The following is an 18,643-nucleotide window of genomic DNA, read 5'->3' on the forward strand; positions in this document are numbered from 1 at the left end:
GATACAATGACGGCACGAGCAAGAGGGGGACGACCTATGAACAATCCAATCCAAATCGGCCTTTGTGGTTGGGGGGATCATGATATCTATTCCCCTAAAACTACAAGTAAAGACAAATTATCGAGTTATGCGGGTCATTTCCCCGTTGTTGAAGTGGACAGCACCTACTATGCGATTCCAAGCCAAGAGCGAATGGCTCAATGGACGGCAGATACTCCCGCTAATTTTCGTTTTATAGTAAAGGCTTATCGTGAATTAACAGGCCATGGTCGCGGCAAAAATGCTCCGGAAAAAAGCAGTAAAGAATGGTTTGCTGATTTTCGCGACAGTCTTATGCCCATGGTGAAAGCCAATAAGTTGACGGCTGTCCTTATGCAATTTCCGCCATGGTTTGACTGTAAAAAAGAGCATGTCCATTATATTCGTCGCTGTCGGCAAGAGCTCTCTGATCTACCACTCGCGGTTGAGTTTAGAAACCGAACATGGTTTTTGCCTGAATACTATGATCGCACGCTGGAATTTCTCACAAAGGAACGAATGATCCATGTCATCTGTGATGAACCCCAGGCTGGCATCAGTAGCGTTCCCATCGTCCCAGCAGTCACTCATCCTGAGCAAGCCTTGCTACGATTTCATGGCCGCAATGCGGATGGTTGGAATCAATCCGGCCGCTCCAATGAAGAGTGGCGGGAGGTGCGTTACGCCTACCGTTACTCCGACGATGAATTGGCGGAATGGAAGGTAAGGATCGACCACTTAAAAAAAGAGGCGAAACAAATTACCCTCCTTTTTAACAATAACTCCCGTGGTGACGCGCAAACAGATGCCAAGCGTATGACCCAATTGTTAGACATCGAACCAGCAGGTCTCGCGCCGAGACAGCTGGATATGTTTTAAAGGATTGTAACAAAAAACGCCGACATCTGTAACCATCTTGTCGGCGGTTCTCCATTTATTATACCCCGGAATCAAGGCTTGTATGGACTGGATTTTCTTCATAACTGATCCAATCACTCCAACTACCGAGATAGAGGCGAGCATGATGAATCCCAGCTCGTTGCAAAGCTAACATATTCGCACAGGCAGTAACACCTGAACCACAATAGACAATGGGTGCATCTTGAGAAGAGATAAACGACCACTCTCTTTTTAAGGTTTGGGAAGATTTCCAGTGCTGTCCCTCAGTCAGATTCTCTTTCCAAAAACGATTCAAAGCTCCAGGAATATGCCCAGCTTTCTTGTCAATCGGCTCTACCTTTCCATGATAACGATCTGGCTCCCGGGAATCGATTAAGGGATTTTCTCCTTTTTGAATCTCTTCCATCTGTACAAGCTGCTTCGGCTTTCGGATGTGGATGTCAAATTGAGTTGGTAGGATCGTGGTTTTCTCACTCGTCACTGAATAACCTGCTTCTCGCCAACCCGTAAAACCACCATCCAGCACGGCTACTCGCTCATGACCAAGGTACTGAAGCATCCACCAAAGACGAGCCGCCATCGCACCCCCTTGATCATCATAGACAATGACGGTCTTCTCATGATCAATTCCCTTATCACCTAAAAGGGCCGCAAAGGTGGTTAGATCAGGGAGAGGGTGCCGCCCTCCATGCTTCTCTACAGGGCCTGATAACTCTTCATCTAAGTGAAAATAGACCGCACCTGGAATATGACTTTCCTCATAGGCATTTTTCCCTGCTGAAGGGTTTGTCAAATCAAAACGACAATCAGCAATGACAAGGGATGGATCGTTCAAATGTTCATTTAACCACATGGCTTTCACTAAAACATCCTGCATGAAAAAACCCCCTAGCATGATAGATATCCTGATTAGGACTGTGGATGAGAAACAGAGTTATATAACAATATTTGCTTATCCATAACCCTAATCATGATTGTATAGATCCTGAACAGTACCTAATTGTCTGATCACAACATTTTGGAGGTGCACATGTTGAAAACTCCACTCAGTCGCTTTCACGTAATTGGTTTGTTAGAGGGAATCTCTTATCTTCTCCTCCTCGCAATCGCTATGCCACTGAAGTATATTTTAGGATATGATCTTGCTGTTCTGATCGTTGGTTGGATTCATGGCATTTTATTTATCGCTTATTTTATCACTCTTGCCCATGTTTGGTATGTTCATCGTTGGCCTTTCGGTCGAGTATCCGGTGCCGCAATCGCATCGATTCTCCCCTTTGGTACCTTTGTCCTCTCAGCAAAGTTACGACTGAATGAAGAAATAAGTAAGACTAACAATCTTCCAGATTAAGCGAAGCGATCACCAATTTTTACTATTGGAATTCAACTAATCTTGGCCTTGATTCTTACAAGATATCCTGATATGATCGTACTACTCCATTGTGAGAAGCACTTATTTATCTACCACTAAGGAAGAGTCCGTTGGGAAAAACGTCCAGCGGGTTTTTTCTTTTTTATGGTCAAAATTAAGCGTATTGCTTAACCAGAAATATCCCTGGGAAAGCAAGTGAAGCCACAGAAGACAAGAAGAATCCCAGCTAATATCTTTAGACTGGAATTCTTCATTTTACTTATTCTTTTTGATATAGATCGATAGCGCTTTGATGCTAAAAATCAGAAAGCAAATGACTAATGTAATAATGCCTAATCCAAAGATACAAACTAAAATTTGAAGTAATACATTACCAAAGTTGATATCTATCATTTTAATAACCTACTATTAGCATATAATTTATTAGTCTCTTTTTTAAATACACTATTTCGGAGCGATCTCCTTCAACTTGCATAAAAAATAGCCCCTTTTATTTTTGGATGATCGGCCCATGTTCCAAAAACGTATCCAGTTGGTGACCCAGAGGGTCGCTTGTTTGAATTGTTTAGCAAAACCGAACGAAAAAAAGAGCTACTACGTTCGCAAATTGCGTTTTACCCTGAAAAGTGTTGGCCTGTTTTGCGACGTTCGTATTCGACATTTTGCGACCTTACACTCTAGTACGAAGGTCTTATTAAAAATAGTAGTACAGAGAATAGTTACAACATCCCTGATTTGGTATTATAATTGGCTACCCCGGCCGGGCTAAACACCATAAATAGGAGATGATCGCATTGGAACTAGTGTTAAAACTGGCAGGTCTAAATTCTCCTTTCCCATAATATAATCTACTTTATCAAGAGGTGTTGCCCTTAGCACCCTCTAAAAAGTGTAGCTCTTCATAATGGTTCACACTTACTTTTCACTTAATTAATTACCTCTTTCGTAGCGACTTCATTTTCAACATTAACATCCTTAATAGACTCTTCTCTCAAATGATCAGGAAGCTCTTTCTCTACATTGAGTAAGCGGGGGTTAAACATAGCGACAAATACGATGAGTAGCATACAAATACCTAAACAAATCATCAAAAAAGCGATCCCTCTTCCTGGACCAATTCCAATAAAGGCTCCCACACTCGTGGCTAATAATCCGTTATGAGAGAGCATCGGTTCAAACACCTTATCTGCAAATGGCCCAGCCAAACTATAAGAAATCGGTAAAGAGGCCCAGGCAATCGTTCCTCTAAAGGCAAATACCCTTCCCTGTACATCGGATGCTACTTTCACTTGCCAAATAGACTGACTACAACCCGCCATAATTGGTGAACAAAACAGTACCATAAAAAAAACAATAGTAATTGATATAACATTCGGGAATAAACCTTGCCAGATGATACAGATTCCCACTAGCACAGTAGATAAAAGAATTCCCCTAATCTTTTTTTGAGGACCGCCCCAAATACTTTGAACGATTCCGCCTAATAGCATGCCAATACCAGCCGTAGTCATGACGATTCCAAGTACATCCTTAGAATTTTCCAATTTCATTATTAAAGGAGTCATTAATACTTCATTCATGCCAAAAGCAATATTATAAAAAAAGAAAAATATCAGTAAATAAAACAAACCCAACCTAGAAGTAATATATTTCCATCCAAAAACTAATTCTTCCTTTACTGAGGTTTTTACCATTTGTTTTTTCTCCTGTGGCATTTTTACCACGCTTAGTGTCAACACTCCAATCAAATAAGTAATAAAGGTAATGGTAACGGTCCAAAACAAACCAAACTGACCATAGAAGGAAGCGCCTAAAATCGGTGAGAGAACTTTTGTTGCGGCTTCTGCCATAGATATCATCCCACTAGACCGGCCAATATGTTTTTTAGGAACCAAAACGGAAATAGAAGAATAATACGCTAACCATTGAAAAGCTTTAAAGATCGAGTGTAATGCCACAGCGATATAAATAAAAACCAGTTCCATCGATCCAAAATATATGGTAAGAGCTAATATCAGCGTGATTAATCCTCCGGCTAAATCGCTAGCAATCATTATATATTTTTTGTTCCAACGATCCACATATACACCTGCAATCGGTGATAAAACAAGATCGGGTAAAATAGAAAATAAGGCAATTAAAGAGAATAATGTAACAGATTTAGTTTCATTGTATACCCATACACCTATGGCAAAAGTAGAGATTCCGGCACCTACTAGTGATAGAATTTGTCCAAACCAAATTGTAAGAAATGCAGAAAACCCAGTAACTCGATTAAACAATTTCATAACCTCCACATAAAAGTTTCTAAACCCGTGGTGCTAGATTGATTCGTCGATAGCTATCGACGAATCAATCTAGCACCAGAGGCTTATGATATCTATTAAAATAGCTACATAAGTTGATAATCTTCAACTAAATGCTTAATTGAAAAATTCTTTTCTTTCCTAATGATCAACCTCAGTGTTTCTTCAAATTGCATCACTAAATGATTTATGAATGTGGGGCTCACTTTCGTCGTATTACTGACAATTTTCATACATAATTTCTCCCCTGAATTAACGTAGAGAGCAAGCGCTTCTGGATTAAAACCAACAGATGCCAATGTCTCATATTCTAAATCCAAACCACCAATATAATCAATTTTAGGGTAGTTTTGGAAATGAATAACGCTATCGAACAAACATTTATTATTATCTAATTTACACCATTTCTTAATACTTTCTTGAGAAACATATCCATAATATTGCATATCAATATTTTGTCTCTGTATATCAATAGCTAAAGATAATATATTATCATCTTCACTAAAGTTCACATATATGGGCAACGAATTGATAAACAAGCCAATTTTTCTCTCAACATGATCCAATTCAGCAGGTCGGCCAGAGAAAGTAACTCCAAAAGAGACTTTATTCTGCTGTGTAAGAAAACATAACGTAGATGCCCAAGCTACTTGAATGACTGAATTTAAGGTAATATGGTTTCTTTTAGCCCATGCTATTATCTTTGATGTTTCTTCTTCCTCCATTTCAATCAGTTGTGTGACATAATCTTTTTCATCATAAGATACTTTTTCTTCTAATTTTCTTTTTTCCCATTCGAAAGATCCTAGTATATTTTCCCAGTATCTTCTTGCTCTATCTCGGCTTTGTTCGTTTAACCAAGCAATATATTCCCGAAAATCGGAAACAGGAAGTAGGTAAGGCTTTTTATTCTCTACTTTAGATTTATATAACTCGAAAACTTCGTTTAGGATTACAGATATACACCATCCGTCAATCAACATCTGATGATACTCCCAGATAAACCGATATTCCTGTTTATTTGCACGTATCATGGCTATCCTCATAAGTGTAGGCTTTTTGAAATCATATTTCACTTTCCTTCTTTGTTGGAGATATTGATTAATCTTTGTTTCTAACCCTTCTGAAACCGTACCCGATAAGTCGCTATAACTCCAGTCTAACTGCCCTGACTTGTGAACGATTTGCAGAGGAATTTCTACTCCTATCCACTCAAAAGAGGTTTTTAAAATATCATGACGTTCAACCGTTCTCTCCCATGCTTCTTTAAACACTTCTACATCAAAATCACCAGTAATTTTTACATGAAATTGCTGTTGGAAAGCCATAGAGTCTGGATGATTTAAATGATGAGTTAGCATCGTTTGTTGCATTGGAGTCATGCCATAAATATCCTTGCTCTTTGAATATGTTTTGATGATTTTTTTCATAGAACTATAATCCCCAGAGACTAACGGAACCTTCGAAAACATAGTACTGTTACTTTTAACCACTAATTCTTGTTCTGCTCTCGTTTGATCGGTTTTATTAACATGTTTAGCCAACTCCCTAACATTTTGGAACTGGAATAATTGTTTTGCTGTGAAATATATATCTTTTTTTCGCGCTTTCGAAATCAATTGGATAATTAGGATAGAGTCTCCACCTAATTCAAAGAAATTATCTACTACGCTTATTTGCTCTAGTTGCAATACATCACACCAAACTTCAACTAATGCAGTTTCGATCTCATTTAGTGGAAGTTTAACCTTTTGGTTGAGTTTGATCGTAGACCAAGAAGGTTTTGGTAGTGCTTGAGAATCGACCTTTCCATTTGGTGTGGTTGGAAACTTCGATATAAAAATAAACTTACTTGGCACCATATAACTTGGTAGTTTATTGGAAAGATATGTTTTGCATTCACACTCATTGATTATAGAATCACAAATTACATACGCGACTAATTTTGTTTGCTGATCATGTTGACAAGTTAAAACCAAGCTCTCTTTAATATTTGGATGAGTATTAATCGCACTTTCAACCTCACCTATCTCAATACGAAAACCTCTAAGTTTTACTTGATCGTCATTCCTACCCAAAAAATCGATTTCTCCATTTGGGAGAAATCGAGCGATATCTCCCGTTTTATAAAGTTTATCATTATTCAAATCAAACGGGTTTTTTATAAAGCGTTCTTCACTCATTCCAGGGCGATTTAAGTAACCACGTGCTACACCTGCTCCACCGATATAAAGCTCGCCACGAACTCCTTTTGGAACCGGTTGTAATCGGTCATCTAATATATACACTTTCGTATTGGCTATCGGCTTTCCAATTGGAACGCGATGGTAATCAAAATCGACTGGCTTTAATTTGTATACAGTACAAGTAACTGTCGTTTCGGTCGGACCATACGCATTAAACCATTCAATCGAGGTGGTATTCAGTTGATGCCAACGTTCAAGTGCAGCAGGAGAAATTTTTTCCCCACCCACGATCATGGTTCTTACATGTTCAGGAAATTTTTCTCCTTCCTCTACAAGAGCATAAATCCATTCTTGCCAAAATGCAGTAGGAAGATTTAGTATTGTGATTTGGTGATGCTCAATCCAATCCCTAAAAACAACAGGATCAGTAATGACTTCTTCTTCTCGTAATATTAGAGTAGCACCCACTATCCACGTCGGAAAGATTTCTTCTACAGCGATGTCAAAGCTGATTGAAGAGAATTGCAAAATGCGATCTTCAGTGCATAGGCTAAATTCCTTGATCATAGCTAGATGGTGATGAAGCATATTCCCATGTTCAATTAGAACCCCTTTTGGTTTTCCAGTAGATCCTGACGTATAAATCACATACGCTAAATCAGATGCGACTATATTTGTATTTAGATTCTTATCAGAAACATGTCTGTATTGATCACTATCCACACATATCATATTTATCCCTTGATATGAAAGTCGATTTTTTAGACATTCTTGTGTCACTAAATACTCCATTTTAGAGTCTTCGATAATATAGTTAACTCGATCTTCAGGATATTTAGGATCAATAGGAACATAAGCAGCTCCAGCTTTTAAAATACCCAATACTCCTACTGCCATATCTAAAGACCTCTCAATAAAGATACCAACCAGGGCATTCTTTACTACACCTTTTTTTTGTAAAAAACGCGCAAATTGATTTGCTTTTAGATTTAGTTGTTCATACGTTAAATAGCTACCTTTAAACTTAACAGCTACTTTATTAGGAGTCTTATGAACCTGTTGTTCAATTCTATGTGGTACTAATTTACCCCAATTTACAGCCATATCAGTTTGATTCCAATTATTTAATAAATGTGTTTGTTCTTCTTGACCTAGAATCATCATTTCCTCAATCTTCTGCTCTGGAGCAATGATCATCGATTCCAAAATATTAATATAATGTCTCAACATTTGTTTAATTGTATTCCCGGTAAATAAATCCGTATTATATTCAAACATGCACGTTAATGTCTCTTTTTTCTCAATCAATGACAGGGAAATATCAAATTTAGAAGTTCCAGTTTCCATGTAACTATATTCCATCATTAAGTCTTCAGCAGTCAATTTCGGTTTTGGTGCATTCTGATAGGCAAACATAACTTGGAAAATAGGATTATAGCTTAAGTTTCTCTCTGGATTTAACTTTTCTACTAATTTATCAAATGGATATTCCTGATTAGAATAGGAATTTATAGAATTAAACTTCGTTTTATGCAATAGTTCTTCTACCGTCGGATTACCTGATAGATTTGTCCTCAATACAATCGTGTTAGCAAAGAAACCGATAATTTTTTCTAATTCTTTTTTATTCCTTCCTGCAATTGGCGTCCCAATCAAAATATCATCTTGATGAGAATATTTTTTAAGTAAAATGTTAAAACCAGTAAATAAACTCATAAACATAGTTACACCTAAACGATTGCTAAACTCTCTAATCCCACTTACCAACGAAGGATCTAGATCAATAATTTCTGTTGCTCCTTGGTAACTTTGTACAGCGGGTCTTGGAAAATCAGTAGGCAACTCTAAAACGGATGGAGCATGGTGCAATTGTTTTTCCCAATATTTAAGTTGTAGTTTCATCTCCTCTGAATCAAGCCATTCTGTTTGCCATTCAGCATAATCCGCGTATTGGATCGGAAGTTCCTCAAGTGATGGTTTCTCCCCATTTAAACATTTATCATAATAGTACAGTAATTCTTCAATAAAAATACCACTAGACCAAGCATCTGAAATAATATGATGCATATTTAAGATGAAGATATGTTCCTGCGAATTTAAAGTAATTAACCGAACTCTAAAGAGTGGAAGTGCGCTAATGGAAAAAGGGGCCAAGCTTTCTTCCTGAATCATGCACTTAAGCTTCTGATCTCTTTCAATACCTGTTAGTCCCTCTTCCAAAACTACTTGTTCTATATCCACCTCTACTTGTTCAGTGATGACCTGCACAGGAACACCATCCTTGCTTCTAAAAAAGGTTCTTAACGTTTCATGTCTTTCTACCAACTTACGTAATGCCTTCTTTAAAACATTTGTTTCAACTTTTCCATTGACTTTAAGTGTTTGTGGTATATTATAAAATGCCGTTCCAGGCTCCATTGCCTCCAAAAACCAAATTCTCTGTTGGGTAAAGGAGGCTGGAAAAACATAGAAGTTATCAGACATTTCAATCATCCTCTCTTTATATCTCGTCTAATTTCAAAGATGCTTGTCTTGTACTACGTGCAACTCTCTTGATGGAAGACACTTTTATTTCTTTGTTTTTAATTGAGTTCTTCTCAATTTCTTTCGCAATTTGCCTTACTGTCCGATGTTCAAATAAATGCTTCAATTCAAGATACATACTAAAATATTCTCTTATTCTAGATAAAACCTGAGTTGCCAATAACGAATGTCCCCCAAGAACAAAGAAATCATCATCACAGCTGAATGAATCGACTTGAAGAAGGTCGCTCCAAATTTCGTAGATTACTTTTTCTGTTTCTGTCTCTGGCTCCTTCATTAATACTTCCGTTCTTTTTTGCACTTCTGGTTCAGGTAGCGCCTTTTTATCTACCTTCCCGTTTTTTGTTGTCGGAATCTTGTTCATAAATATAATGATTGAAGGCACTACTGCAAACGGAAGACGCTCTTCTAGATAGATTCTTAGTTTTGTTTCAGCTAAATCTTCTTCTCTTTTGGGGACAACATAGGCAACTAAAACCAAGTCACCTCTTTCATTTTTCAAAGAAATAACAATCCCTGCCTCTACTTGACTATGCTTAGCTAATACAGACTCAATCTCATTTAAATGAACACGAACTCCGCGTACTTTTATTTGATCATCTCTCCGCCCCACCAATTCAATAAAACCCTTAGGATGGATTCGTCCTAAATCTCCTGTTAAATAAAGTAAATCTTGAACTTCATTTGTAAAAGGATTGGGTATAAATCGTTTATTCTGTTCTTCTGCATTATTAATATACCCAAGGGTGCGATAAGGAGTTCGAATTGCAATTTCTCCTACCTCATTATCTCCACATAAATGAGTTTGATTTTTAATCACAAGTGCCTGTGCTTGAGGTATTGCGTAACCAACAGGTTGAATTCCATCCACTACCTCATCGACTTTAAAGGATAACTTGGCCAATGTCGTTTCGGTTGGTCCATACAAATTAACAAATGAGCCTGTAAACTGAAGTTTTTCCTTCCAATCTTGAATAAGAGAGTCGGTCAATGGCTCCCCAGCAGAAAATACCCATTTCAGGAAAGAAAGCTGCTTTGATTGCTTTAGAGAACCTAGCCAGGATTTAGCCAAAGAAGGAACCACATGAATAACCGTCATTTCATTCTCGTGTAACCACTGAAATATGCTCTCTCCTGTAAAAAGCATCTCATCCTCTGGTAAGCACAAGGTAGCTCCACTTACCAAAGGTAAAAATAAATCTCTAAGTAATACATCAAACGAAAGCCCAGTTATTTGCGCACACTTATCATCACTGCTGATTTGAAATTCATCCCGTTGCCATGTCAAAAAGTGTGACAATCCTTTGTGTACACCCAATACACCTTTTGGCTTTCCCGTGGTTCCCGAAGTAAAAAAGATATAAGCCGGATCATTTCCGCCTACTTTAAAATCCTTAGGTTGATCCATCACAGCTTCTAACCCTACATTGTCTGAAAGCACATGTAGATAAGGAAGATCTACAAATGGATCCGCTGTGATTTTCTTATGTGTAACCTCAATGATACATTGAGCTTTTGCCTCTTTTATCATGACTTTTCTTCTGTTTTTGGGGAGGTCAGGGTCTAAGGTTAGGATCACACCCCCTTTTAACCAAACAGCGATAATACTAGCTATAAATCCGAAGCTTTTTGTTCCAGTTATCGCTACTACATCACTTTTACAAATATCCAATCGATTCGCAATCGCAGTAGAGTAATCTACCAAATGCTTATAAGTCCAACTCTTTTCTCCTTGTTTCAAAGCAATCTTAGTGGGATTTTCCTTGCCAATTCTTATGATTTGTTCAGTTACCAGTGGAAGTTTTTTCTCCTCAATTTGAGAGGATTTTTGCTTCGTATTTTTTTCAGAAAGTAGGGAATATTCATCGATTCTTTTGTCCGGACTTGCAACGATTTGTTGCAGCAAATAAATATACTGATTTAAAAAGCTACTAATTCGTTCTTCACTAAAGAAAGCCTTCTGATAAATAAATTGAAATAATAACTGATCATTTACCTCTTCAATATACATCGTGAGTAAATTTTTAGATTCCGGTTCTTTTAAATTTACTGTTTTGGCTACTAATCCCTCGAAAATTGGGCGTACAGATGGAGTATTAACGAAGTTAAAAAAGACATCAAAAAATGGATTGCGATTTAAATTACGCTCAGGTTGTACCACTTCGACAACCTTCTCAAACGGAATATCTTGATTTTCCAACGCCTCATAAATGGTTTCAGAAGCTCTAGTTAATAATTCTCTAAATGTAGGGTTTTCGGATAAGTCACTTCTAATCACCAAGGTATTGAGAAATAAACCAATCATCGATTCGAACTCTCTTTTTTTCCTATTTGCAATCGGAGTTCCTACTAATATATCTGTTTCATTAGTGTATTTATTTAAAAGAACATTGAAAGCTGATAATAGAACAGTATAAAGAGTTATCCCTTGATTTATGGTTAATTTCTTTAAATCGGAGGTAAGTTGGCTTGAGATAGTAATATTCTCATGACCACCTTCGAATCGATTTTTCACCTCTCCTTTTTTCTGATCTCGAGGGAGATTCAATATGGAGATATTTCCCGATAGCTTTTTTTTCCAATAACGGAGTTGTTGATCGTAAACACCTTTTTTTACCTGATTTCTTTGCCAAGCCGAGTAATCTTTATATTGAAATTCTAATTCCCCACCCGAAACCAAATTGTTTTTTAATAAAAGGTTATATTTTATAGATAATTCTTTGTAAAATATACCTAACGACCAACCATCTGAAATCATATGGTGCATATTAACCATTAACACGTATTTATGATCGGATATTTTCAATAATGAAGCCCTTAACAAAGGACCATCAGCAAGGGAAAACGGCTGCAATGCTTCTTCTTTGAACTTCGTTTGCACCACACTTTCCTCTTGATGTTTAAGGTCAACTATACGTAAAGGAATGTACAATTTGGAAAGCACTTTTTGGTAGGCTTCTCCATCTTTCATTACAATTACTGTACGCAACGTTTCATGCTTCTCAATCACTTTGTTTAAGGACTTCTCTAGCAAATGTGTCTGCAAATTTCCTTGTAGTTCAAGGGCAAAGGGCATATTATAAGCTGTTAAGTTTTCTTCAAATTGATCTAAAAACCATATTCTCTGTTGAGAAAAGGAGAGGGGAGCAAGCTCCCCCTTATATTTTGTAATGGAACATTCCTCTTTCTTCAAGCCTCTTTTCTTCATAATTTCTTCAATTAATTTTCTTTTTACATCGAAGTCATCTGAGCTCATTATATACCACCTTATCATTAGACTTGTTCTAAAAGAGCCATTAGTTCTTCTTCACTTAGACCATTTAACTGTATAACCGTATCTGATAACTCTTCCAGTGCCTCTTTGTCAACGATATCCTCTAATGCCTTAGCTAATTTAGCAACGGTTGGATTTTGGAAGATAATAGTAACAGAGCATTCGATTTGATATAAATGGTTTAGTTTCGCAATAAGTCGAGTGGCTAACAGGGAATGCCCTCCTAGTTCAAAAAAGTTTTGATAAATACCGATATTATCACTTTCTAAAACTTCATTCCAAACCGATAAAACCACTTTTTCAACAGATGTTCTAGCTGCTTGCATATGACTATTTTCTGTTTCCACTTTTGGAACAGGCAAAGCTTTACGGTCTACCTTACCGTTTGGTGTTAGAGGAATTTGATCTAAAATAACTATAAAACTCGGAGTCATATATTCTGGGAGTTCCTCAATCAGATAAGATCTTAGCGATTGAGCTGTTGTTTGACAAAATGCCTCTCTGAAAACTACATATCCAGAAAGATATGGCGCTTTCTTCTCCTCCCTTTTCACAACTACACATTCCGATACATCAGGATGTTTGCACAAAACAGATTCAATTTCTCCAAGTTCAATTCTATAGCCACGAATTTTAATCTGATTATCCACTCTTCCTAAAAACTCAATCTCTCCATCTACTCTATACCGAACAAGGTCACCTGTTTTGTAAATCAGATCCTTATTTTCTTTATCAAAAGGATTACGAATAAATTTTTCGGCTGTTAACTCAGGTTGGTTTACATACCCTCTAGCAAGCCCTTTACCTCCAATATAGAGTTCTCCAGGGACTCCTGATGGTACGAGCTGTAAATATTCGTCCAAAACGTAGGTTCTAGCATTATCTATCGACCTACCGATTGGAACTGTGTTCCCATACTCCTTTTCATTGCAAATATAATACGTAGTATCAATACACGCTTCCGTAGGACCATACAGGTTAATTAGCTTTGAACCCAAAGTGGAATGAAAACGTTTTTGCAGTTCAAGAGATAATGCCTCGCCACCGCAAAATACCTTCCTCAAACTCTTACATGTCTTAAATTCACGATGATCGAGAAGCATTTGTAGCAGTGTAGGAACTACTTGCAATGTTGTAATTTTCTTTTCATTAATTATTTCAATTAAATAATCCGGGTCAAAATGTCCTTGAGGACTCGCCATTACCAACTTTCCGCCAGAAAGCAGTGGCGCGTAAAACTCCCAAACAGATGCATCAAAACTAAAGGGTGTTTTTTGTAGAACTAAATCCTTTGGAGTTAACTCAAATGTACGTAGCATCCACTCCATATGGTTACTGATTGCTCTGTGTGGAATCGCTACTCCTTTTGGTTTTCCAGTAGTTCCCGATGTGTATATGATATATGCCAAATCCGATAGTGTTACAACTCTGTTTAGATTTTCGCTCTCTTTCTGTTCTCCTATCCATTGATCTAACCACAACGTAGTTAAATGATTGGGTAACAACTCTTTCTGAGCCTCTTCTGCTAACACCATTTTGGCTTGAGCGTCTTCTAGGATGAAACGCAAGCGCTCTTCCGGATAATGTGGATCGAGTGGAACATATGCACTTCCTACTTTAAGGACTGCCAGTAGACTAATAACTAAATTTGCACTTCGATTCATACAAATACCAACTCGATCTTCCCGACCAATGCCTTTTCTCTTTAATTCATGAGCAAGCTGATTAGCACGTTGATTCAATTGTCTATATGTCAGACACCCTGCTTCAGTGATAAGAGCTTCAGCATCAGGTTGTTGCTTAGCTTGTTCCTCGAACCATTGGTGAATACAAACCTTGCGATACCCCTCTTCTGTCCGATTCCATTTTGCCAACTGCTCCTTTTCATGAACAGATAAAAGCGGAATTCGACCTAGAGGTTGATCCAACTTTTCTACCACAGCTTGTAATATATTAAAGAAATGCTCATTCATTCGTTTGATCGTTTCTGGGTAAAAAAGATCTTTGCTATACTCCCATTTCATCTGTAAACCTTGAGATGTCTCTCGTATATTAAGCGATAGATCGAACTTGCTAGTACCGTTTGTCTCTTCTGTGACTTCTACTTCTAAGTCTGTTAAAGATACTTTTTCAGGATAGGTATTCTCATAATTAAACACAACTTGGAACAACGGATGATAACTTAAGTCTCGTTCTGGCTTTAACTCTTCTACAATCCTGTCAAATGGAACTTCACTATACTTCATCGCTTCAAATAGATGTTCTTTTACTTTTTGAATCATCTCTTGTAAGGTCATCGTTGCTGACACATGATTGCGAATAGGAAGGGTATTTACAAAAAAGCCAATCATCTTTTCTGTCTCAGTTTGATTTCGGTTAGCAAATGGTACGCCTACAACAAAATCTTCTTGACGAGTGTAACGATAAAGCAAAGTTTGAAATGAACCCAACAAGGTCATAAACAAAGTCGCTTGTTCTTTCTTGGAAACCTTTTTTAAACGATCTGTCAGCTCAGGCAAAGCAGTAGATGTATAGACATCACCGCGATAACTTAATTTCGCGGGTCGCGGAAAATCGGTCTGTATATTTAATAACTCTGGAGCTCCTTTCAATAATTCAGTCCAATAGAGAATTCCAGTACTTATATTATTTTCTAACCACTCTCTATGCCAATATGTGTAATCAATATACTGCAGAGTATTAGTCGTATCTTTATTCAACCTTTCATTCTGATAATAAGAAAGTAGATCGTTAACAAAAATCCCCATTGACCAACCATCAGAGATAATATGATGCATTGTGATAGCTAGCCAACATTCTATAGCAGACAACTGAATCAATTTAAAACGAATAAGCGGCCCTTCTGTTAAATAAAATGGTCTTTGATAATCTTCATTTAATACGGATTTAATTTTCGTTTTTTTATCTAAAATATCGGTGAAGTCTGTATACGAAAGATGGACATGCTCGAGATCAACTCGTTGATATACCTCGCCGTCAACTAATTTGAAGTATGTTCTTAAACTCTCGTGCTTCTGTACAACCGCATTAATGCTTTGATGAAGTCGCGGGAGATCCAACTTACCTTTTAGTTTTAATAAAAACGGGATATTATAAACAGCCGATTGCTTGTCCATCTGTTGAATAAACCAAAGTCTGTTTTGCGCAATTGAGGCTGACGCAGGCTTCAAACGGTCGTAACTTGAAATCTTGCCTGAATTGCTCTTTGTCTTGGCCAATTCGATTGCCTTTGCCATTAGTCTGATTGTTGGAAACTTAAACACATCTCTAACATGAAAATCTATATTAAATAATTCTTTAACTCTTAATACCAATCGATTTGCTAGGAGTGAATCTCCACCCAAATCAAAGAATGAAAAATCACGGCCTATACACGGAGCCTTAAATACATCAGTCCATATTTGGGCTAAAGATTTTTCGAATACTGTTTCTAGCTGACTTTTATCCTCTTCACTTTTTTCAGGTTTTGGCAACGCATTGCGATCCACCTTGCCATTAGGAGTGAGCGGTAAATTTTTCATCAGCACAAAAAAATGAGGTACCATATGTAATGGCAAATATTGTCCCAAGTAATCTTTAAAATTTAGTTTATCATTCTTAATTCCATCTTGCTGTGTTAAATAGGCTACCAAATGAGTATGTCCTTCATCCTCTCTTTTCACCACTACACATTCCGATACATCGGGATGACTGCGTAATCGTTCTTCAATCTCACCCAACTCCACACGGAATCCGCGTATTTTAATTTGATGATCTACTCTTCCTAAAAACACAAGTCTACCATCTGTCGCAACCTTCACCAGATCCCCAGTCTTATAGACACGGACTTGTTGTCCATCAATTTCACGGATTTGGAAGCGCTCTGCAGTTAATTCAGGTCGATTTAAATATTCTCTTGATACTCCGTCACCAGCTAGGTACAGCTCACCAACCACTCCAATTGGAACTTGTTGCCCTTCTTCATCAAGCACATAAATTTGCTTATTTGGAAGTGGACGCCCAATGAGCGGAGTTTCTTTTGCCCGTTCTTTCAGAATTTCCTCATAAGTAGAATAAGTTGTATCTTCTGACGGACCATATAAGTTCAATACACGCTTAACACTCGTTTCATTGTAAATCATTTGCACCAGCTGACTGGACAGTGGCTCTCCCGCCAAGTTTACCGTGTGAACGCTCGGAGGTACTGCCTGCATCCGCACTAGCTCAAACATAGCAGATGGGACAGTATTGATAAGAGTCACTTTTTCTTTAGCTACTAATTCTGGAAGTTGTAAAACATGTTCCGCTAAAATCATCCTTCCGCCTAGTGCAAGTGTGACAAAAATCTCATAAACCGATAAATCAAAACAGATCGATGTACTTATAAGCACTCCATTAAGCTCTGGATCTTTATATTGCTTTTGCGCCCAATGAATCAATACCGATACATTCCGATGCTCAATCGCTACTCCTTTTGGTTTTCCAGTAGTTCCCGATGTGTATATGATATATGCCAAATCCGATAGTGTTACAACTCTGTTTAGATTTTCGCTCTCTTTCTGTTCTCCTATCCATTGATCTAACCACAACGTAGTTAAATGATTGGGTAACAACTCTTTCTGAGCCTCTTCTGCTAACACCATTTTGGCTTGAGCGTCTTCTAGGATGAAACGCAAGCGCTCTTCCGGATAATGTGGATCGAGTGGAACATATGCACTTCCTACTTTAAGGACTGCCAGTAGACTAATAACTAAATTTGCACTTCGATTCATACAAATACCAACTCGATCTTCCCGACCAATGCCTTTTCTCTTTAATTCATGAGCAAGCTGATTAGCACGTTGATTCAATTGTCTATATGTCAGACACCCTGCTTCAGTGATAAGAGCTTCAGCATCAGGTTGTTGCTTAGCTTGTTCCTCGAACCATTGGTGAATACAAACCTTGCGATACCCCTCTTCTGTCCGATTCCATTTTGCCAACTGCTCCTTTTCATGAACAGATAAAAGCGGAATTCGACCTAGAGGTTGATCCAACTTTTCTACCACAGCTTGTAATATATTAAAGAAATGCTCATTCATTCGTTTGATCGTTTCTGGGTAAAAAAGATCTTTGCTATACTCCCATTTCATCTGTAAACCTTGAGATGTCTCTCGTATATTAAGCGATAGATCGAACTTGCTAGTACCGTTTGTCTCTTCTGTGACTTCTACTTCTAAGTCTGTTAAAGATACTTTTTCAGGATAGGTATTCTCATAATTAAACACAACTTGGAACAACGGATGATAACTTAAGTCTCGTTCTGGCTTTAACTCTTCTACAATCCTGTCAAATGGAACTTCACTATACTTCATCGCTTCAAATAGATGTTCTTTTACTTTTTGAATCATCTCTTGTAAGGTCATCGTTGCTGACACATGATTGCGAATAGGAAGGGTATTTACAAAAAAGCCAATCATCTTTTCTGTCTCAGTTTGATTTCGGTTAGCAAATGGTACGCCTACAACAAAATCTTCTTGACGAGTGTAACGATAAAGCAAAGTTTGAAATGAACCCAACAAGGTCATAAACAAAGTCGCTTGTTCTTTCTTGGAAACCTTTTTTAAACGATCTGTCAGCTCAGGCAAAGCAGTAGATGTATAGACATCACCGCGATAACTTAATTTCGCGGGTCGCGGAAAATCGGTCTGTATATTTAATAACTCTGGAGCTCCTTTCAATAATTCAGTCCAAAAACTTAAAGATTTTCTCATAATTTACTCCTTTCACTGTTTGACAGAATAAATGAACATATTGACAAAGTGAAGAAATCATTTTATGCATAACCCTAGTATGACAGGAATTAGTATATATGATATAGAGACGATATTAACTTTGCATAAAAAATCTACGATAATTCTCTTAATCAACATAACACAAAAGCATCCATTTGTGAATGGAATTACGGAAATTAAATTAAAAATATAGCAAGAGTGAGTGTTAGTCTAAAAAACAGACAGAGAGTATGGAGAATGAAACAATAAAAACAAATCCATTCGAGGTG

7 protein-coding genes are annotated in these 18,643 nt (G+C 37.5%); 2 read left to right on the forward strand and 5 right to left on the reverse strand.

Translation table 11 applies throughout. The annotated features are described in order from the left end of the window. Nucleotides 1-36: 36 nt before the first annotated feature. Nucleotides 37-897, forward strand: a complete 861-nt coding sequence (locus BLV90_RS09885; RefSeq protein WP_091740067.1) for a DUF72 domain-containing protein — start codon at nt 37-39, stop codon at nt 895-897. A 58-nt stretch (nt 898-955) separates the two neighbouring features. Here BLV90_RS09885 and BLV90_RS09890 read toward each other — a convergent pair whose 3' ends face one another. Then, on the reverse strand, nt 956-1,795 hold the full coding sequence (locus tag BLV90_RS09890; RefSeq protein ID WP_177167992.1) for a sulfurtransferase: 840 nt from the start codon (nt 1,793-1,795) through the stop codon (nt 956-958). 153 nt (nt 1,796-1,948) lie between these two features. On the opposite strand from BLV90_RS09890, the gene BLV90_RS09895 reads away from it, so the two are divergent. Next, nucleotides 1,949-2,269: a DUF3817 domain-containing protein gene (locus tag BLV90_RS09895; protein ID WP_091740070.1), complete on the forward strand. Its 321-nt coding sequence runs from the start codon at nt 1,949-1,951 to the stop codon at nt 2,267-2,269. Nucleotides 2,270-3,216: 947 nt separating this feature from the next. On the opposite strand, the gene BLV90_RS09900 is transcribed toward BLV90_RS09895, so the two are convergent. The 4 genes from BLV90_RS09900 to BLV90_RS09915 form a co-directional block, all read right to left on the reverse strand. After that, nucleotides 3,217-4,572 carry an MFS transporter gene (locus BLV90_RS09900; RefSeq protein ID WP_177167993.1) on the reverse strand — a complete coding sequence of 452 codons (1,356 nt, stop codon included), beginning with the start codon at nt 4,570-4,572 and terminating at the stop codon, nt 3,217-3,219. 110 nt (nt 4,573-4,682) lie between these two features. Then, a complete protein-coding gene (locus BLV90_RS09905) occupies nt 4,683-9,266 on the reverse strand; it encodes a non-ribosomal peptide synthetase (RefSeq protein WP_177167994.1) in 4,584 nt (1,527 codons plus the stop codon). A gap of 16 nt (nt 9,267-9,282) precedes the next feature. Next, on the reverse strand, nt 9,283-12,582 hold the full coding sequence (locus BLV90_RS09910; RefSeq protein WP_177167995.1) for a non-ribosomal peptide synthetase: 3,300 nt from the start codon (nt 12,580-12,582) through the stop codon (nt 9,283-9,285). 17 nt (nt 12,583-12,599) lie between these two features. Next, nucleotides 12,600-18,353, reverse strand: a complete 5,754-nt coding sequence (locus tag BLV90_RS09915) for a non-ribosomal peptide synthetase (protein ID WP_091740079.1) — start codon at nt 18,351-18,353, stop codon at nt 12,600-12,602. Nucleotides 18,354-18,643 lie beyond the last annotated feature (290 nt).

The organism is Marininema mesophilum, assembly GCF_900106775.1.
Classification (GTDB): Bacteria; Bacillota; Bacilli; order Thermoactinomycetales; family DSM-45169; genus Marininema; species Marininema mesophilum.

What these genes read in the sequence shown, in the direction of transcription:
- BLV90_RS09885 (WP_091740067.1), top strand. Translation starts at nt 37, where the DNA reads ATGAACAATCCAATCCAAATCGGCCTTTGTGGTTGGGGGGATCATGAT.
- BLV90_RS09890 (WP_177167992.1), bottom strand. Translation starts at nt 1,795, where the DNA reads ATGCAGGATGTTTTAGTGAAAGCCATGTGGTTAAATGAACATTTGAAC.
- BLV90_RS09895 (WP_091740070.1), top strand. Translation starts at nt 1,949, where the DNA reads ATGTTGAAAACTCCACTCAGTCGCTTTCACGTAATTGGTTTGTTAGAG.
- BLV90_RS09905 (WP_177167994.1), bottom strand. Translation starts at nt 9,266, where the DNA reads ATGTCTGATAACTTCTATGTTTTTCCAGCCTCCTTTACCCAACAGAGA.
- BLV90_RS09910 (WP_177167995.1), bottom strand. Translation starts at nt 12,582, where the DNA reads ATGAGCTCAGATGACTTCGATGTAAAAAGAAAATTAATTGAAGAAATT.
- BLV90_RS09915 (WP_091740079.1), bottom strand. Translation starts at nt 18,353, where the DNA reads ATGAGAAAATCTTTAAGTTTTTGGACTGAATTATTGAAAGGAGCTCCA.